3 protein-coding genes are annotated in these 20,678 nt (G+C 72.9%); all 3 read left to right on the top strand.

Annotated elements, in window-relative coordinates; genetic code table 11:
• Positions 1-268 precede the first annotated feature (268 nt).
• The 3 genes from DB30_RS13645 (at position 269) to DB30_RS13635 (ending at position 20,583) form a co-directional block, all read left to right on the top strand.
• Entirely contained in the window at positions 269-19,546 is a 19,278-nt protein-coding gene (locus DB30_RS13645) for a tetratricopeptide repeat protein (RefSeq protein WP_052548863.1), read from the top strand.
• Entirely contained in the window at positions 19,543-20,073 is a 531-nt protein-coding gene (locus tag DB30_RS13640; RefSeq protein WP_052548862.1) for a YceI family protein, read from the top strand. The genes DB30_RS13645 and DB30_RS13640 overlap by 4 nt, the downstream gene beginning before the upstream one ends.
• A gap of 72 nt (positions 20,074-20,145) precedes the next feature.
• Entirely contained in the window at positions 20,146-20,583 is a 438-nt protein-coding gene (locus DB30_RS13635) for a hypothetical protein (RefSeq protein WP_052548861.1), read from the top strand.
• The last annotated feature ends 95 nt before the right edge of the window (positions 20,584-20,678 follow it).

Raw genomic sequence — 20,678 nt, 5'->3', positions numbered from 1 at the left:
GCCTCGGCTGACAAGCCAGTCCACTCGCCGCCGAGCCCCGCGCGACGCGCATGCCGTGAGCGACCAGATTTGGGCCCTGCCGGGGCCACTCGAGAGACCGCGTCCGTGAGCGCCCCGACGGTGGTCTCAGGCGAGCAGCGCGGAGCATTTCCCGCTATACTTCCGCGCCCGAAACGACCCCGGGCGAGCCCTGCTCTCTGCACCCTCGGCCGCACTCGAGACCTCGGCGTCGCCGCGGTCGCGCGACCCGAGTTCGCGCCCTCCCCCGATGACCAGCGACGATCCGCCCGCGAACGAGCCGGACGAGCGCGACCGCGACGACGCCGGTCGTGGCTCCGACGTCGCCAGCATGGAGGTCGGCCCAGGGGTCGGCAACGTGCTTGGGTTTTCGCTGCTGTTTCGCGAACGCCGCGCCCTGCTCGCGCTCAACCGCCGCAGCCTCGCGGCCGGCGTGCGCCTGCGCGAGTACGAGGCGGTGATCCCCGGCGTTCGGTTTCCGCTGCGGGGCCCGCTCAACGCGACGACCTTCCGCAACCGTCGCCCCCGCATGGTCGGGGCCACGCTCGCCGTCGAAGATCGGGCGCTGCGTCCGTGGCTGCGCGAGCGCTTGGTGGGCCAGGTGCTGCTCGGCGTCGAGATCCAGGAAGTGGAGCTCGATCTGCGCCGCGAGCTGCCCGAGGCCGAGCGTCCGCGGCCGTGCCTGATGCTGCGTGGCAAGGCCAGCGACGGCGGTGAGATCTGGCTGCTGGTTGGGTTTGACATCGAGCCGCTCCACCGCTTGTTGGTGCTGCGAACGTGTCGGCTGTGGCTGGTTGGCCAGCTGCCAGAGCGCCAGCTCGACGGGCGCAGCTCCACGGGGGCGGTGGCGGGGGCGGGGGCGGTGGCAGGTGCGGACGCGTCGATCGATCGAGAGGGCCGGGACGCGTCGGCGCGCCGACTGTGGCGAGCGATCGCCACCCGGTTGGCGGCAGGGACAATCGCTGGGGTCCACACTGGGGTGCTCGTCAGCGAAGACGGGGCGCTGACGATCGACGCCGCGCGCGTGGCCCTGACGCGGCCGTTCGCCAGCGTTGGCTGGAAGGCGCCAAACCTGGAGGGCTGCGCGGTCGAGGAGCTGGCGCTGAGCCGCCGGGGGATCACGATCGAGCTGCGCGGGCCGCTGACCCAGACCGAGGCGGGCGAACCTCCCCAGGCCGAGGCCAACGCCGACGCCGACGCTGACAGGGACGACAGGGACGACGGCAACGAAGATGCCCCGAGCGGTCCGCCGATCGAGCCGCCCGCGAGCGCGGCCGCCGAGCAAGCCGTGGCCCCGCTCGCGGGTGAGCCTGGGCTGCTCGACGAGCGGATCGGTCGCGGCCTCGATCACGCCCGCGCGCTGCTGCGGGCCAGCCGGATCGAGAGCGACGACATTGGCCCCGCGCTCGCGCAGCTCGCCGCGCTCAGTCGCGAGCTGCATGAATTTCCTGCGGCCCGGGTCGCGCTGGTTCGCTGGCGCGTCGCGCTGTCACGCTTCTTGGATCGCGGCGCGTGCCTCGAGGCCGTGCACGAGTGGCTGGACCTGCAGCCGAGCGCGGCCGAGCCCCGGCAGCTGGTCGGCGTGCTGCTGGCCGCCGAAGGCAAGGCCCAGGAGCTGGCGCGGCTGCTGGCCGCCGAGTGCCGTCAGCCACACCCGCCGCTGACCCAAGCGCGGCTCGAGCTCGCGGTCGCGAGCTTGCTGATCGACCACCTCGATGATCCCCGCAGCGCGCTGGCCTTGGCCGGGCCGCTGACCCAGCGGCTGCGCGAACAGATCGAAGGCGCCCGCGACCGTCGACGCAGCAGCCGCCGGGCCGAGCCACCCGAGCCGCGAGCCGCCAGTGAGATCGTCGCCGAGCTCGAGACGATCTTGCCCGAGGCCCTGGTCGTGCTCGCGCGGGCCCGCGTCGCCGAGGTCGCCCGCGAGGGTCGCTCGCTGGCCACGGTCCCCCACGTGATCGAGGCCCTCGAAGAGGCCCTGCAAGCAACGCCCAACCCACGGCGCCGGGCTGATCTGCGCGCCCGCGTGGCCGCGAGCTTCTCCCGCTATGGCGCCGAGCACGGCGATGACCGCCGCGGTGATCTGCAGGCGCTCGCGCTGATCGAAGCGGCGATCGAGGACGACCCCGAAGATCAGCTGTTGCTCGATCGCGCGATCGAGCTGGCCCTGCGCACCGACGCCCGCGGGACCGCGGCGACCTTGCTCCGCGCGCGGCTGGCCGCGGCCGCGTCTCACGAGCGCCCCAGCCTGCGCAAGCGATTGATCGCGGTCGCGGCCGAGCTCGACGATCCCGAGCACCAGGAGCTCGCCCGCCAACAGCTGGGTCTGGCGCTCGAGCAAGAGCCCGACAACGCGGCGCTGCTGCGTCGCGCGGCCACGCTCGAGCGCAAGCTTGGCGACGCGCGGGCGGCCGCCGATTTTCTGGCGCGGTTGCTCGAGCTCGACGAGCACGGCGAGGTCGAGCTCGACGACCGCGACGTGTTGGTGTTGGATCGGGCCCGGCTGCTGCGTCGCGCGGGGCAGGTCGACGCGGCATGGGACAGCCTGCGCCCGGCGCTGGGGCTGATCCCCGAGCAGCCTGAGTCGGTCGCGGAAGATCCGGTCGCGCGGCGCTGGGTGCTGGACGTGTTGGAGCTGGCGCTGGAGCTGGCGCCGCCGACCGATCGCCCGCGGATCCTGGATCTGCTGATCACCCACGCCCAGGGCCAGCGCCGCGGCGAGGCCCTGGTCGAGCGCGCGGCCCAGGCCCTGCGCGTCGACGATCGCCTGCCTGATCTGTGGGCCGCGACCGACGAGCTCGACCAGCCGCAGAAGGTGCTCGCGCAGATCGAGCAGCTGCTCGACGATCGCGACCACGAGGGCCTCGCCCGCTTGGCCAAGCTCGCGGCCCATGAGCGCGAGCGAACCACCGAGCTGCACGCCCGCGCCCGCCTGGGCCGCTCGCTGCTCGACGCGGGCGACGCTGACAACGCGGCCCGGCAGCTCGAGCGCGCGATCGAGCTGGCCCCCGATCGCCTGCCGCTTCGGCTCGCGCTCGCCAACGCCTACGAGGCCAGCGGGCAGCTCGAGGACGCGATCCCACTCCTGCACGACGTGCTCCGCAGCGATCGTGACGCCAGCCCGAATGAGCGCGCGCGCTTGACCTTGCGCCTGGCCGAGCTGCTGCGCGCGATCGAACAGCCGGAGACCGCGGCCGAGCTGCTCGCCGCGTGCGAGCGCGAGCTCAGCCGCGCCAACCCGGAGCTGGTCTTGGAGCAGCTGCGCGAGGCCGTCGCGGACCAGTCGTTCGCGGCCCTGCGCGAGCTCGCGCGAGACCACCGGGCGCTGACGGTCGCGCTCGAGCAAGTGGCGTTGTTGTGGCCCGAAGCCAGCGAGGCCGCGACCGCACAGCCGGGGGCGGCCCGGCGACTTGGCGCATGGTTGGCCCGCGCGGCGCGGGTGCTGGATGAGGCGGGGGTCGAGCAGCTCGAGCAACTCGAGTACGAGGTGGATCTCCAGGCCGAGCTCGAGTTGCCCGAGGCGCTGCCCCGCTCGCGGGTGGGCTTGCTCGAGGCCGCGGTCGAGCTGCGCCCAGACGATCACGAGCTGGCCGAGGTGCTCGAGCAGGTGCTGCGCGAGCTCGAGGATCACCACGCCGTCGCGCTGCACCTGCGTCGCCAGCTCGAGCGCAACACCGATCCCGATCTGCGCGCGGCGCTGCTCGAGCGGCTGATCACGACGCTCGAGTCCGCGGCCGGCGACGACGCCCGGGACCTGCCCGAGCTGCTCGAAGATCTGCTGACGCTGCGTCCGCAACACACCCACGCGATGCTCACGCTTGGGCGCCTGCGCTTTGCCGGGGGCGATCTGGCCGAGGCCCGGCAGCTGTGGGCGGTCGCCGACGCGCTGCTCGAGCCTGGGGACCCGCGCTTTCATCGGCCCGCGCTCGAGCTGGCCCGCGACGCCCTCGACACCGGCGAGCCACGCCAAGCCCGCGCGCTGGCCGAACGCGCCCGCGCGCTGCGGCCCAACGATCCCGAGGCGCTGGTGTTGCTCGGTGAGATCGCTGGCGTGCTCGATGATCCAAGCCTGGCAGCCGAGGCGCTTGGCGAGCGCTTGGCGATTGCAGATCGGGTCAGGGACTTAGATCGAGATCCAGACACGGATCACGGTGGCGACACCCCGGCCGCGCTCGACGATCAAGCGCGGGCCGAGCTCGAGCTCGCGCGGGCCGCCGCGCTCGACCGGCTGTTCGAGCGCGACGGCGATCCAACATCTGCGGCCCAGGCGATCCAGCACTACGCCGCCGCCGAGCTGCTGCAGCCCAGCCGCGAGCGCCAGCAAGATCGCAGCTCGGCCACGCGCCGGTGGTTGGCGCTGGCGCTCGCGCTCGCCGACCACGAACAACAGGCACACGCCCGCGCCGTGCTGCGCGAGACGCTCGGCGATGACCTGGCCACCGCCGAGCTGATCGAAGAGATCGAGCTGCTCGATCAACACCTCGATCGACCGCTCGCCGCGCTCGAGCGGCTGGAGTGGGCGCTGAGCCGCCGCGAGGCTGCGCCCGAGCTGCTCGCGCGGCTCGCCGCCCTGCTCAGCGCGCGCGAGCACGACTTCGAGCTGGCCCAGCGTGGCCAACGGATCTTGCGAGGGTTGCTCAAGGAGCTGCACCACGGCCCGGGCCGCACCCGCGCGGCCGAGCTGCTCGTCGAGGTTGGCACCCACCTCAATGATCCAGCCAGCGTCGCGTTCGCCCTCGATCAGCTCGAGCCCGAGCGTGTCGAGCAAGGTGAGCTCGCGCGCCTGCGCGAGTGGGCGATCCGCAAGCTCGGCCGCGTCCAAGAAGAGATCGGCAGCGTCGAGTCCCGGCTCGCCAGCGGCGGGCTCACGGCCGAGCGCCGCGGGGCGCTGGTCGAGCGGCTGCTGGGGCTGTTCGACGCCGAGCTCGAGCGGACGGCCGCGCGCTTGCTCGAGCTGGGCGAGCAAGCCGAGCGCGACGTCGCGGCGGCCCTGGCTGACGCCGCGGTCACGCTGCTCGAGCCGCGGCTGCAAGATCAAGACGCGCGCGGAGATCGTGCGCTGCTCGAGCTTGGGATCGAAGCGCTGCGTGGCCTGGCCCGGCACGGCGGCGCCGAGCGGGTCGTCGAGCGCTGGCCGCTGGTCGAGCTGGCCGTGCGCGAAGGCGTGGAGCTTGGCGCCGGGCTGCGACCGCTCGCCAGTCTGGTCGAGCTCGCAACCGACACCAACCACCCCAAGCTCGGCGCGCTCGCGGACGCGCTGCTGGCCGAGCAGCTGCCGAACCACCCCGACGACACCCGGCTGCTGCGCGGCGTCTGGGCCCGGACCTCGGGCGAGGTGCTGCTGCGCGAGGGCGAGCGCGGGCGGGCGACGATCGTCACGCTGTGCGCCGAGTGGCTCGAGCTGCTGATCACCCGGCGAGAGCTCGACGCCGAGGTCGCCGCGACGCTGCTCGACGGCCTCGCTACGCTGGTCGTGACCGAGCTAGACGAGCAGGCCGCGGCCACGATGTTGCGCGAGCGGGCCGAGGCCCAGATCGGCGATCACGATCGGTTCACGGCGCTGCTGCGCAAGCTCGAGTCCCGCCGCCGCTGGCCCGAGCTGCTTGGCCTGCTGTCGAAGGCCGCCGAGCTCGGGCAGCCGCCCGGCGAAGATCCCCAAGCCTGGCTGGCGCTGGCCGACGCCGCGGCCGACGACGCCGACGTCCACAGCGAAGTCCGCGCCCGCGAGCGCGCGGGCGAGCTGCTGGGGCGGGCGGCCAAGCTGCTCGATGGCCCGTCGGATGGCCCGGCGGATGGGCCGGCGGTCGGGCTGACCGAGATCGACCCTGTGCTGGCCGAGCGTTCGGTCACCCAGCTGCGTCGGGCGTTGGAGCTCGAGCCCGACCACGCAAGCCTGCGCTGGCGGCTTGGGCTGGCGCTGACCCGCCTGGGCCAGACCCGCGCGGCGTTCGACAGTCTGGTGGTCCTGTGGGAGCGCGAGCAGTGGTCGGCGACCGGCGTCGAGCTTGCCGAGCTCGCCCTGCGCTGCGGCGAGCTGGCCAGCGATCTCGGGGAGTATGCGCGCGCGGTCGAGCTGCTCAACGTCGCCCACACCCGCGCCAGCGACGAGTGGCGCGAGTACGCGACCGAGTCGCTCTACACCGTGCTGCTTGCGACCAACGACCGCGACGCCGCGGTGGCCCTGGCCAGCGCGCGCGCCTCGGAGCTCGAAGATCGGCAGTCCAGCGTTCGCTGGCTGCGGCGCGCGGCGAGCTTGGCCGACGGCGGCCGCAAGGTCGAGCTGTTGACCCGCGCCCGCGAGCTCGCCCGCCACGACGACGCCCTCGTCGACGCGCTCGAGGTCGAGCTGCGGGCGATCGGGGATCACGGCGCGCTCGAGCTGCTGCTGCGCGAGCGGCTGGGTCGCTACATGGCCGCCAGTGGCCTTGGCTCGGGCGAGGGCTCTGGCCCGCTCGCGGACGGCGGCCCTGGACTGGATCAGGCCGCGCTCGACCCGGAGCTGCGGGCCGCGTGGATCGGCGCGATCACGGCGTTGCTCGAGCTGCTGAAGACCGAGCCTCACGAAGAGCTGGATCCCAGCGCGGAGTTCGACGACAGCGAGCGCACGATCGTCCCGACGACCCCGCGTCGCCACGGCGAGATCATTGCGCTCTACGAGGAGCTGCTGATCCTCGATCCCACCCACGTAACCGCGCTGATGACCGTCGCGGCCGAGCACCACCGCAACCGGGCGTCCAACCCGGCCAGCCCCGACGCGCTCGCGCTGTGGGCCCGCGCCGAGCCGCTCCTGGCCGACGATGATCCGCGCCTGTTCGAGGTCGCGCGACACCTCGCCGAGCAGCGCGTCGCCACGCGAGAATTCGACGACGCCCACCGCTTGCTCGAGCGCGCCCTGGCCCTGCGACCCGACGATCTCGACACCCTCGAGCGCCGCCATGAAGTCGCCTGCGCCCTCGATGCGCCCGCGCTGGTGTTGGCAGCCGCCCGCGCGCTGCTGGGTCCCGAGGGCCGCAAGCTCCCGCGTCAACGCCAGGCCGAGCTCCACGCCGACGTCGCTCGGGCGCAGGCGCTACTTCACGCGCCCGCGGCTGCGATCGACGCGATCGAACACGCGGTCGCGTTGGTCGAGGTGCGCAGCGAGCTGCATCGGGAGCTGGTGGACCGCTGGCTCGCGCTGCTCGAGCACCCGGGCCTCGACACCAACGATACCAACGACGATCGGCAAGACGATGACGCCACGGCCCTGGCCAAAGCCCGGCGCGAGCTGGCGGCGCGAGCGGAGCTGCGCCGGGCCCTGGGCGCCGAGCTCGAGCTCGAACAATCGCTGCGCGAGCTGGACTTGCTGCTCGCGGTCGGCGAGCTCGAGGCTGGCGCAGACCTGCTCGAGCGCCTGCTGATCGCCGCGCCCGCCCAACCGCAGCTGCGCGCCCGCCTGCTCGAGCTCGATCTCGATCCAAGCTCACGGCCGCTCGAGTTCACCGCGCCGCCGCTGGCCGGCGACGCCGACACCCCCGTTCGGCGCGAGCCGCCTGCGCCGCGAACCAACCTTGGCGAGCGAGGGCTTCGCAGCCTCCGGCGCGTGGTCGACAGCATCGAGCCGGGCCCCTCGCGCGACGAGCTGGGCCGCGAGCTCGCGCTGGCTGGGCGCGCAGCCGAGGCCGCGCGCACGACCCTCGACGCGCTCGAGCGACTCTCGGGTCAGGCGGCCGCCGAGCCGCAGCTGCTGGACCTCCGGGTCTGGGCGCTGCGCAAGCTCGATCGGGTTGAAGACGAGCTCGCCGAGCTCGACGCGAAGCTGCGCACCGCGGGCGACGAGGGCCCCGGAGACCCGGTCGTGCTCGAGCGGCTCATGCGGGTGCTCGAGCACGACGCCGAGGCTTGCGCGACGCGGCTACTCGAGCTCGCCAACGCTGCCGGCGACGCGCAGCCGGGCCCACGCACGCGGGTGTGGCTGCTCGAGTCGGCCCTGGAATTGCTGCTCGAGCACGCCCCGGATCGGGTGGGGTTGGGCGTGCGAGCGATCGGCCCGCTGATCGAGCTCATCAAAGATCCGCAGCTGCTCGTCGAGCTGGTCCCCGACGAACAGTCGGCGCGCGCCCGGATCGGCGCGGTCCGCCGCGGCTGGCAGCAGTTGGCAGCGGCGGGCCTGGCTCACGCCGGCCGGGATCGGCGGATCCTCGAGCAGCTGATTCAGCTGATTCATGTGGCCGACGCCGCCGCCGAGGCAGCGATGCCGGGCTTCGCCGAGCTCGGCGAGACCCTGCTCGATCGCGCGACCGTCGACTTCCCCGATCACGCCGCGCTGCACGTGCTCGCCCGCGATCGCAGCGGTGGCGATCCCGGGGTCGCGCTCGAGCGGGTCGAGCGACTCGCCGATGGACACCGCATGGATCCCCGCGGACGCGCGCGCCTGTACCTGGGGCTCGCGGCCACGCTCTCGGACGACCCCAACGATCTAGGCGCGGGCGACTCGGGCGTGTACCAAGAGATCGGCTTTGGCGGCTCGCCCCGCACGCCGCGGCGTAAATTCTTGCGGGACTTGGCCGGTTACCACGCGGGCGAGTCAGCGATCTACGCGCCGCTGCGCGAGGCGCTGCGCAAGCTCGGGGCGTTCACCGAGCTGCTCGCGCTGCTGGCCAGCGTCGACGCCGACGCCGAGCAATGGCTGGAGCTGGCCGAGGACGCGGGCGCTGGCGAAGATCCAATGGCCGAGGCCGCCGCCCGACGCCGGGCCGGGATGGCGCTGTTTGGTCGGGTGCTGGCCGGCGAGCGCGAGGGCAGCGGCCTGGCCGAGGACACCGCGCTCGAGCGCGCGTGCGTGCAGCTTGGCCGCGCGCTCGCCCTCGATGGTGACGACCCCGCGACCCAGTACCACTACGGCCGCGCGCTCGAGCGAGCCGGACACACCCAGGCCGCGTTCGCGCAGCTGTTTGGGCTGGTCGAGCGCGAGCAACACGACCGCGCCGGGGTCGAGCTTGGACCGCTGGCCCGTCGCTGCGCGCTGCTGGCGATCGAGCTCGAGGCCCACGAGCAAGCCACCGAGCTGCTGCGTCTTGCCTACGACTCGCTGACCAAGATCCGCGCGCGCGTGGGCGTGGCCGAGCGCCTGTTCGAGCTGCTGTTGGTGCTGGGCGGCGGCGAAGACGGTGACCCGCAGTGGACCTCGCAAGCGGCGACGCTGGCCCGCGAGGTCGCCGACTCGATCGAGGCGGAGCTGGCCGCGAGCGCGTCGCCCGACGCCAAGACCGAGTCGGGCACCGGCCCCGCTGACGCGGACAAAGCCGGTGAACCCAGCCCGCAAAAACCCAACCTGGATCCGCTGCCCTGGCTCGAGCGGGCCGCCCGCCTGGCCGCCACCGAAGCCGAGCGCGCCCGCTTGTACGCCCACGCGCACAGCCTCGCGCCCGACGACGCTCGACTCGCGGATCTCTACGAAGTCAGCCTGCGCGCGCTGACGGACGCCGGCGAGCAGCGGCTCGAAGCCCTCGAGCAGCTCATGCGCCGCCGGATCGCCAGCGGTCTGCGCAGCGGCGATCGGGCCAAGACGGTCGCGCAGCTCGAGCGCCTGTTGGTGCTGCTGCGCGAGCACGCGACGGCCCACCCCAGCAGCGATGGCCGCGAGCAGCTGCGCGAGCGGGCCGAGCTGCTCGAGCAGCTGCTGCGACTCGCCCCCGATCGGTTGGAGGCTCGGCTCGAGCTGGCGGAGCTGCGGATCCTCGAGGGAGATCGCGAGGCCGCCGCCGTCCACTGGCGCGCCCTCGCCCAGCGCCTGCCGGCTGAAGATCGTCGGTTCCTCGCGCCCGCCCGCGCGCTCGCCCGAATCGCAATCGACGCGGGCGAGCTCGATCAGGCCCGCGGATGGCTGCAGCGCGCGCTGGTGATCGAGCCCAAGCATCCCCACGGGCTCGCGCTGTTGCTCGAGGTCGGCCGCGGTCTCGACTTGCCCGAGCTGGTGCTCTCGACCAGCGAGACCCTGCTCGAGCTCGACCCTGCGCTGGGCCCCGAGCTGGGCGCCCCGACGCCCGCCGATCCAACCGGCGAGCCCGACCTCGTGCACAGCCGCGCCGCCCTGCTGCGCGAGCGCGCCCGCGCCTACGAGCGGCTCAAACAACCCGAGCGCGCGCTGGCCCAGATCCGCGCCGCGGCCGAGGCGTCCGAGCCTGGCTCAGAAGATCACATCGAGGCCGCGCGGCAGTGGCTGCGCCTCGCGACCCGCGACGCGACGCGGGTGCTGCTGCGCGAAGACGAGGCCAAGATCCAGGCGCGGGGTGAGGCCGAAGCCCGCGCGCAGCTGCGCCTCGCGCTGGGTGATCGCTTGCCCGCGCGCGCCTACTCGGCCGAGGCCGAGCTGCTCGCCGAGCGGCTCGAGCTGCGCGGCGAGGCGATCGAGCTGCTCCGCCTGGGCCTGCGCCATCACCCCGGAGACGCTGACTTGCTCGCGACGTTCGAAGAGCTGTGTGCGGTCGCGGGCGAGCAGGCCCGGTTCGTCCGCTCGCTCGCCGAGCTGCTCGAGGGCGTCGCCCAAGACGACGAGCCGACCCGCGTGCGGCTTGGCGAGAAGCTCGCCCGCGCGGCCCGAGCGATCGACGACCCGCACGCCTGCATCGCCGCGCTCGAGTCGTTGCCCGACGAGGTCTCGGAGCGACCCGAGCTGCTCGAGCTGCGCGACTGGGCCGTGCGGGGGCTCGGCAACGTCGATGACGAGCTCGCGCGCCTCGATCAACGGATCTTGGCGATGCCGATCGGCGCCCCGTCGGAGCGACTCCAGGCGATCGTGACCCGGGTCCTGCGCCTGCACGGCGACGCGGGCGAGCCAACCGCGACGCGCTTGCTCGCGCTGGGTTCGCGCCCCGAGGCCGAGCCCGAGCTGTCGCGCTCGCTGGCACGCACGGCCCTTCGCGTGGCTCGCGAGTACGCCCCCGAGCAGCTCGGCGTCGCGCTCCGGGCCCTGCACGCGACGCTCGAGCGCGACTCGGTCAAGGCCGTGGCCGCGTGGTGGGCCGGCGTCGAGACCCTCGCGCTCGAGACCCGGGATCTCGAGTCGATCCTCGAGCTCTTGCGCATCGCGATCTCGGCCGAGCGCGACGGCGGCGTGGCCTATGGCAACCGCGCCGATCGTCTGGCGGCGGCCGCCGCTCGGATCGCCCCCGGCGATCCGGAGCTGCACGCGCAGCTGCTGCGCCGGGCATGGTTGGCGGCGCTGGGGCTGGTCGCGGGTGACGACGCGGCGGCGCTCGAGCTCCACGGGCTGCGACCGGATCCCACCCTCGCGGCGCCAAGCAGCGACGAGCTCGAGCTCATCCTCGAGCGCGAGTTCGCCAGCCTCGACGCGCTCGCCCGCGACCTCGAGCTAGGCGGCGCCGCGCTGGCCGAGCTGTGGTCGAGCGCCATGACCCTGATCGAGGTCGAGCTCGCCAGCGAGCAGACCCCGATGCTGCCAACCTTCATCGCGATCGCGCTGCGCGAGCGCATCGAGGCCCACGTCGACGCGCCCACCACCTACGCCGCGCTGCTGGGGTTGCTGCGCGCGCGCGCGTGCTGGGCCGACGTCGTCGATCTATTGCTGTGGGCTGACGAGCGCCACCACAACGTGGACCTGAACGAGCTCGCGGAGCTCGCCGACGAAGCCGGCGCCGCCGGTGACGACGTCACGCGCCGACGCGCACGGATCGAGATCGGCGTGCGCCGAGCCAACCTGCGCGAGTTTCAGGCCGCCGCCGAGGCCTTCGCCGACGCGCTCGAGGTCGCCGGCGAAGGCTGGCTGCGCGACGTGCTGCAGTATCGCTACGGCGAGATGCTGGCCCGCGCAGGCCGGGCCGACGCCGCGCTCGAGCAGCTCTTGCCCCTGGTCAACCGCCCGCAGCTCGACGCCTTGATGCAGGTGATCGCCGAGCACCTTGGCGTGGATCAGCGCGCGTGGAACCAACGCCTGGACGAGGTCGCGCTGGCCCGACGCTGCGCCGAGCTGCTGGTCAGCGTCGACTCGCGGACCCGGGCCGCGGAGCTGTATCGGCGCGCGTTCGAGTCGAGCCGCGCCGAAGATCCGCGCCGGATCGAGATCGCCGAGCAGCGCTTCGAGCTGGTCGTCGCGCTGGGCGAGCGAGACCTCGCCGCCGAGCTGGCCGCGACCGTCGCCGCCGAGTCCCGCGAGCACCCCGAGCGCCGCGTGGCGTGGCTGCTGCGCCTGGCCGAGCACGGCGACGAGCGCCGCAAGATCGAGGCGCTCGCCGACGCCCACGCGCTGCGGCCAAGCGACGAGCTCGCGAGCCGGCTCGAGCGAGCGCTCGAGGCGTTCGGCGCCGACGAGCGGCTCGAGGCGTTGCTGCGGACCCGGATCGAGCAGACCCGGATCGCCCTGGCCAGCCAGCACGCCAACCCCAGCATGCGCGCGCAGGCCCGGGTCCGCGGCGCCGAGGCCCTGCGCAAGCTGATCGAGCTGCGCCGGGCGACCCTCGAGGATCCCGACGCGCTGGCCCCACTGTGGACCGAGCTGTTGACCTTCGTGCCCGACGATCTCGACGCGATGCTCGAGCTCGCCGCCGCCCACGATCGTGCGGGTCGCAGCGACGAGGCCAGCGAGCTGTGGCGGCGCGTCGGTCAGCTGCTGCCGGCCGAGGACGATCGCTTCTTCACGCCGGCGATCCGGCTTGCGAGCCTCGCGATCGAGGCCGGCGAGTTCGAGCGGGCCCGCGCGCTGCTCGACCGGGCCCTCGCGACCCGGCTTGGAGATCACCACGCGCTCGAGCTGCTCCGCGACCTCGCGCTCGCGAGCGACGACCCCACGCTGCACGTACGCGCGCTCGAGTCTCTGATTGAGCAGCCGGATCGCGTGGGTCAGCGGGCCGCGCTCGAGCTCGAGCTCGCGCGTGCCCACGGGCTGCTGGCGGCCCGGCGCGGCACCGACGAGGGGCTCGAGCCCGAGTCGCTCGCCGCGGCGATCAGCGCGTTCGAGCGCGCCGCCGCAGCGGTGGAGCCAGGCTCGGCGCTGCACCGCGACGTCGCGGGGGCGTGGCTGGCGATGGTCGCAACCGACTCGGCAGAGCTGATCGGCACCGATCGCAGCAGCGAGGCGCAGCGCTACTCCCCGCAGCAACGCGAGGCCCTGACCCAGGCCCGCGAGCGCGAGGCCCAAGCCCGCGCCGAGCTCCGGGCCGCGCACGGCGACACGCTGGCGGCCGGGGATCTGCGGACCGAAGCCAGCTTGCTCGCGCTTGGACTGGGGCGCACCGACGAGGGTCTGAGCCTGGTCGAGACCGCGCTACTCGCCGACCCCGACGATAATTTGTTGCTCTCGGCCCTCAAGGATCTGTGCCTCGCTACGGGTGCCCAGGCCCGCTACGCCGACGCGCTCGACGCTGCGATCGCGGCGATCTCCGAGGTCTCGGAGCACCCCACGAGCCCAGGCGCTCCGCAGTCGCCCGACAGCCCGCGCGCCGACGAGACCCGCGATCGCCTCGCTACCGAGCTCGCGTTCACGGCCGTCGAGCTCGAGGACGCGACCCGCCTGCTGACCCAGCTCGACCGCATGTCCCCCGATCGCGCGAGCTCGCCCGAGCTCCTGGATCTGCGCGAGTGGGCGATCCGCAAGCTCGGCCGCGTCGAGGACGAGCTGACCGAGATCGACGAGGAGCTGCTCGACAGCAGCTCGGACGAGCTGACCTTGGTGCTCGTCGAGCGACTGCTGCGGATGCTCGACCAAGATCACGACGACACCGGCCGACGCCTGATCATGCTCGCGTCGCGGGCCGAGCCGGCGGTTGCGATGCGGCTGCGCAGCGCGACCTTGGAGCTGGCCCGCAGCGCGACGCCCAGCTACTTCGACGTGCTGCTTGGGACCCTGGAGTCGATGCTCGACGACGGCCCGCGCCCAACCGAGCTGGATCCGGGGCTGGATGCGCAGCAGCGTCAGGCCGCGCCCCCGCCACCCGCCGTCACGACCCACTGGCCCGCGATCGAGAAGCTCGCGCTCGAGCGCGACGATCCCGGGCTCCTCGCGATGTTGATCGAGCTGGGCCAGCGGGCCGTGGATCAGGGCGCGGGCGAGCTCGGCCCCCGCGTCGAGCAGCTGCGCGACCTCGCGCTGATCCGCCACCCCGACAGCGCCGAGCTTCACGCGCTGGTGCTCGGGCCGCTCGAGGACGAGCTCTCGGCCCTCGATCGCCAGACCCGCTTGGCCCGGGCCGACGCGGTCGTCGACGAGCTCGCCACCCGCTTGGGCGGCCGACTTGGCGACGATCGTCAGCGCGCGCGGCTGTGGGTCGGGTTCGCCAAGCTGTTCGATCGGCGCGACGGCGCGGCCCTGCTCAGCCATCGCGCGCGGGTCGAGGTCGGCAACAACGACCTGTTCTTGGCGCTGCTCGGCGCGCTCGAAGACAACAACCACTGGACCCGCGCGCTCGAGCTGCTCGAGTACCGGGTCGCCCGCGACGACGATCCCAACCGCCAGGTCGCCGATCTCAAGCACCTCGCCCACCTGTGCGCAGACATCCTGGGTGATCCCGACGCCGCGATCGGCCACCTCGAGCGCGCGCTCGAGCACGCGCCAGAAGATCCCGACTTGATGCTGCCGCTGCTCGATCACTACTACGCGCAGCCGCAGCTCGATCGCGCGATCGATCTGAGCGCGCGGGTGCTCGAGCACGTGCCGATGGGCGCGGTCGCGTTCGCGGCCTTGGGCCACCGGGCCGCCGACGCTGCGCTCGCGACCGGCGAGCACCCCCTCGCCGAGCGGCTGCTTCGCAAGATCCTGGGTCGGGTGCCCGACGACGCCCGGACCCGCGATCGCCTGCGCGAGCTCGAGCAGCTCGCTGGGGATCCCGAGCACCAGGTCCGCATGCTCGCCGCGATCGCCAACCGCACCGCTGGCAGCGCGCGGGTCGAAGCTCTGGAAGAGCGGGCGCGGCTGCTGATCGACTCGCTGGGCCGGCTCGAAGAGGCGATCGGTGACCTCGAAGCCGTGACCACCGAGGCGCCCGGCCGGCATCGCACCGTCGCCGTGCTCGCCGAGCTCTACGAGCAACGCCAGCGCTGGCAGCCCTTGGTGACCTTGCTCGAGCGCGAGTACCCCCGGCGTCAGGGCCTCGAGCGCGTGCTGACGCTCGAGCGGATCGCCTCGATCCAGCGCGAGCGCCTCGATGATCCCTCGCGGGCAGAGAAGGCCCTGCGGCTCGCGCTGGAGAACCTCGATGGCCTTGGCGTCGATCGCCTCGCCAAGCAGCTCGATGACAGCCCCGAGCTGCGCGCCGAGCTGACGACCTTCGCCAGCGCTCGCGCGGCGCTGGGCGACCTCGTTGAAGATCAGTACGACGATCAGGGTGATCTGGACGCTGACGCGCTCTTCGATCGGATCGTCCTGCCCGAGGCGCTCAACCACAGCTCGGCCCCCGATCATCCCGCGCCCGCCGTGTACCCCGCTGCCCCCGTGCGGCCGGCCGACGACTCGGACGGCCCGGTCACGCTCGCCGTCGCACGTCGGGCCTGGGCGCGGCTCGGCGATCGCCTGCACCTGCAGATCGTCGCCTGCCTGGAGCAGCAAGGTCGGTTCTCCGAGCTCATCGCCCACCTCGAGCAAGAGCTGCGCGCCGAGCTGACGGGCGACGTGGATCCCCGCCAGCGCTTCCCCAACGCCCCGGTCAGCGCCAACCCGCGGCTGGCTTTGATCCAACGCCTCGCTCGCGCGCTGCGGGATCACGTTGACGACGGCGAGCGCACGGCCGCCGTCTACGTCCGGCTCGAGCAGCTCGACGCGCTGCCGGACGAGGGCCTCGCAACCTTGGCCCGCTGGTACCGCGCCCAGCAGCGCTACGACGACCTGGTCCGCATCCTCACCGTTCGCTCGCGCAAGCTCGCGCAGCTCGGCGACTGGGATCGCAAGGCCGAGGCTGACTTTCGGATCGGCGAGCTACTCGAAGGGCCGCTGCGCCGACCGCATGAGGCCGCTCGCTTCTTCCTGGACGCGTACCTGGCCAACCCCTTCGACAACCCGACGGCGGGCGCCCGCGCGCGGGTGCTGCTGGGCGGCACCGACTCGGTCGTCAACGTTCGCAACCGCCTGCTGATGCGGCTGCCCGAGCTGCGCGAGGAGTACCGGCCCGCGCTGCTGGCTCTGCTCGCGGATCTGCTCGCGCCCCACGACGATCACGAGGCCGAGGCCGAGCGGCGCTATCGCGAGGCGCTGGGCATGGTCCCCAACCTGGCCAGCGCGCTCGAGGGGCTTGGCCGGCTGTTGTCTCGCCAGGGTCGCTTGGAAGAGGCGATCGAGCCCCTGACCCAGGCCGCGCTCAGCGCTGACATCGCCCATGATCGTGCAGCCGACGACGCAGCCGCGGCCGCGCGCGCGCTGATCGAGCTAGACCGCGCCGACGAGGCCGAGCTCACCCTCAAGCGCGCGCTCGAGCGGGCGCCGCAGTCCCAGCGCGCGCTGCTCGAGCTCGCGCGCCTGTACGACCGGGTTGATCGCAAGCTCGACGAGGCCCTGGTCCTCGAGCGCCTCGCCGGGCTGTCGCTTTCCAGCATGCTCCGCGCCGAGGTTGGCTACCGCCAGGCGATGCTGCTCGCCCGCGAGTTTCGTGACGACCCGATGTCCGAGGCCGGCGAGCGGGCCCGCGCGCTGCTGCTCGAGGCCGTTGGCGCCGACGCGATGCATGCCCAGGCCCGCCAGATCCTGCTGGAGCTGGCCGGCGCGCGCAGTGAGTGGTCGATCGTCGCGCACATGCACTTCTTGGCGATCCGCGAGCTGCCCCCGGGTCCACGCCGGGCCCTGACCCACCTCGATCTGGCCGAGACCTACCTCGATCGCCTGAGCGACGCGCAGAGCTCGGTTCGCAACCTTGGCGCCGCGCTGCAGCAAGCCCCGACCGACGTCGTGGTCAGCAAGCGGGCCAGCACCCTGGCCGCGCGCCTGCCCGATCCAGGCGAGGCCGCCGCGCGGCTCGAGCAGTTCTCGCGCAGCCCCGGTCGCCCCGAGCTTGGCGAGGTGTTCGACGACGCCGCCCGGGCCCGCCTGTTGATCGTCGCCAGCGAGCTGCACCTGCGCAACGACACCCTCGAGCCGGCCGAGGCGGCAGCCCGGGCCGCGACCGAGCTCCCGGATCTCAGCGACGAGCTGCGCAAGCTGGTCCACCGCGCGCTCGAGCAGATCGTGCAGATCGATCAAGGCGAGTTCGATCTTCGCAAGCGCCGCAAGTCGCTGCACAACAAGCTCGACGCCAGCAGCGACCCGATCGAGCGCCTGCACGTGTACTCGCGCCTGCGCGAGACGGCCCGGGCCCTGGAGGATCATGCGGATCTCGAAGAGGTCACCCGCGGTCAGCTCGAGCTGGCCCACACCTTGCTCGACGGCGAGCGCGGTCCGGCCCGCGAGGCCGCGCTCGAGGCCCTGCGCGACGTGTTCGCCGAGACGGGCGACTACGCCAAGGTCGTGCAGCTCTATGAAGATCTGGCCAGCCGCAGCGCCGACGCGAGCGAGGCCGCGACCTTGCTGAGCTCGGCCGCCCGGTTCGCGTGGTCGGGTCTGCGCGATCCCAAGCTGGCCGTGGCGATCGTCCGCCGGGCCCTCGATCGCGCGCCCACCCACGCGCCCGCGACCGAGCTGCTGGGTGAGATCGCGGGGGCCTCGGACGAGCGAGAGGTCGACGCGACGATCTGCGACGAGCTGTCGTTGCTGGCCCCACGCCAGCGCCCGCCGCTGTTGACCCTGCGCCTGGCCGAGGCCGCCCTGCGACTCGAGCGACGCGAGCAAGCCCAGAGCGTGCTTCGGCAATTGCTCGCGGGCGAGGCCTCGGTCGAGCTGCGCTTGCAGGCGCTGAGCTTGCTCGACGGCCTGCTCGACAGCGCCGCCCGGACCCACGATCGGATCCCGCTGCTCGAAGAGCGGCTCGAGCTGTGTCGCCGCCACTGGCCCGATCGCGCCGCAGACGTCGCGCTGGAGCTCGCCCGGGCCCAGCGGGCGATCGGCAACCTCCAAGACGCGCGCGCGACCTGCCGCACCGCGCTGCTCGACAAGCCCTCGGATCAGCCGCTGACCAAGCTCTACGCCGAGCTGCTCGAGCAGGCCGAAGACTGGACCGCGCTCGCCCGCGCGCTCGAGCAGCTCGCCAACCTCACGATCGAGACCCGCGAGCAAGCCCACTGGCTGACCCGCGCCGCGCAGGTCCACCTCGACCACGGCGCCGAGGGCCGCGAGTCGCTGACCGCCGCGCGCCGGCTGCTCGAGCGCGCGCGGGCGGTCTCGATCGAGAGCACCGAAGCTCGCGCCGTGCTCATGCCCTTGGCGTTTCACCAGGGCGACTGGGAGCGCGTGCTGGAGCTGGCGATCGAGCTGCGCGCGATCGAAGGTGACGAGCACGAGGCGCTGATCTACGCCGCGCTGACCGAGGCCTTCGCCCGCGGCAAGCGGACCTTGGCCCGGTCGATCGCCGACCGCCACGATCGCGGCGTTCGCCAGCGGATCTTGTGGCCCGTGTCCGCCCGGATGCTCGATCAGATCGCCACCGAGGGACCGCTCCCGCGGCTCGACGCCCTGCTCTCGGCCGCCGCCGCGCTGTGTGGCGGCACCGAAGAATTGCTCGACGAGCTCGGCGCGTGGGCGGCCGGCCAACCCTTGCAAGCCGGGCTCGCGCTTGGCCTGGCCCGGCTCAACGAGGCGTTCAGGCGCATGGAGCTGGCCCGGCACCTGTATCAGATCGCCGCGTTCATGGCCCCGAGCGGCCCGGTCCCGGTTCTGACCACGCGCCTGCCCCAGGCCGATCTACCCCGCGCGCCGGCCCAAGAAGACAGCTGGGTCCCCCTCGAATGGCGCGGGGCGCTGCGCGAAGTGTTGCTGACCCTGCGCGAGCCGCTGGCCGGTCTGCGCGGCAAGCTTGGCGGCACCCGGGCGCCGCGAACGGCGAAAGAGCGGCTCGCCGTTCGCCACGCCGACCGCATCATCAACCCGTGGCGCGCCGCCTTGGGTGTGGAGTTTGCGATCGCGGTGACCGAGCAAAATCCGGCCGCCGGGATCGGGCTGCGCAACCTGAGCAAGCCGACGATCGTCGTGACCGAGCAGCTCGTCGACGTGCCCGAGGCCGAGCGCAAGTATCGACTCGCCTATGCTGCGGCCGCGCTCGCAACGGGCATGGCGATCGTGTTCGACGATGATCCGATCGGCGTGCCGGACCTGCTCGACGCGCTGACCAGCCTGGTCAAGCCGCGCCACGAGCCAACCACCGACGCCGCCCGCGGGCTGGTCGACACCCTGGCCGCGCGCGGGTTGACGGCGTCCAAGCTCGACGTGGATCTCCGCCGCTCGCTCGCCCGCGAGCTCGACCACTGGCGCGGCGCCCCGGCCAAGCTCGAGCGGGTCCAGCATCGCGCGTGTCTGCTGATCGCCACGCGGCTGTCGGGCACGGTCGACGGCGCGTTGTTTGCGATGGCCCGCGACCGCGGGCTGCTGACCGAGGTCGGCCGGCCGGGGGATCCGGCCGTGCTCGAGACCACCGACGCAGCCTGGTTGCTGCGGGCGCTGGGGATCTTTGGAGGCAACGGATGAGCGAGCGCGACACCCATCGAATTCGAGTGTTCACCTTCAAGGCGGGGCTGCTGTCGCGGATCGCCCATGATCTGCGCTTGCAGGTCCAGCAGTTCACGATCGCGCGGACCGGTGACGAGGTCGTGGCCGAGATCGAGGCCCAGTCGATCATCGTGGACGGCGTGATGAACGGGACGCGGTTTGACGCGAACGGCCTGGGGCCGCGCGATCGCACGAAGATCGCCGAGACGATTCGTGGCGAGATCCTAAACACCCGGGCGCACCCGAAGATCGTGTTTCAGGGCTCGCTGAGCGCGGGCAAGGGCGTGGGCGCGCGGATTCGGGTGGACGGCGTGTTGAAGCTCGTCGGGGTTCGCAAGCCATTGTCGCTGGTGGCCGTGCACGAGCGGGACCGCGTGCGCGGGAGCGTGACGCTGGTGCCGAGTGAGTTTGGGATCCGGCCGTACAAGGCGCTGGCGGGGGCGATTCGGCTGCAGGACCGCGTGCGGGTCGACTTCGATCTCGACGCGGCCGCTCTCGATCTCTAGGCGATCTCTAGAAACTTCGCGTCGCGGGGAAAAACCCTGCAAACCCCTCGTGCCCGGGCCGACGACTCGGGCATGAACGACAACCGCTCACTCACCCTCCGCGACGGGCTCGTCTCGCTGTTTCACGATGACCCGCGGCTCGCCTTCGAGCTATGCGCACGGGCCGGCGGCCCCACGATTGGGCCCAAGCTGAAGATCCGCAGCGAACGCACGGACTTCGTCGACCCGAGCGACCCCTCATTGACCCACCGGACCGACATCGTGTTCGTGGCGTACACCAAGCGCGCCGGCCGGCGGGTCGCCGTCGCCGGCTTGGCGCTAGAGATCTTGGTCAGCGTCGATCCAGCGCGGCCGCCCGGCTGGGATGTGTACCCCGAGGGGATCCAGCGCAGGCACGGCTGCCCGGGGCAGGTCGTGATCATCAGCCCCGATCCGGCCGTGCGGGCGTGGGCCCACGTTCAGCAGCTCGCGCGCGCCGAGCTGGGGCGAACCACGCTCTTGCGCAGCTGAGCCCAACCGCCCCGCGCAGCCAGCGTCGGTGCATCTGCACGATCGGCGCCGGCCGCCGCATTGCTCGCCGAGGCGTCAGCGTGACAAACTACAGA

Origin of the sequence: Enhygromyxa salina (genome assembly GCF_000737335.2) — a bacterium.
Lineage (GTDB): Bacteria > Myxococcota_A > Polyangia > Nannocystales > Nannocystaceae > Plesiocystis > Plesiocystis salina_C.
Note: the sequence above shows the minus strand (reverse complement) of the source record. Positions and strands in the feature narration are given on the sequence as shown.

What these genes read in the sequence shown, in the direction of transcription:
- DB30_RS13635 (WP_052548861.1), top strand. Translation starts at nt 20,146, where the DNA reads ATGAACGACAACCGCTCACTCACCCTCCGCGACGGGCTCGTCTCGCTG.
- DB30_RS13640 (WP_052548862.1), top strand. Translation starts at nt 19,543, where the DNA reads ATGAGCGAGCGCGACACCCATCGAATTCGAGTGTTCACCTTCAAGGCG.
- DB30_RS13645 (WP_052548863.1), top strand. Translation starts at nt 269, where the DNA reads ATGACCAGCGACGATCCGCCCGCGAACGAGCCGGACGAGCGCGACCGC.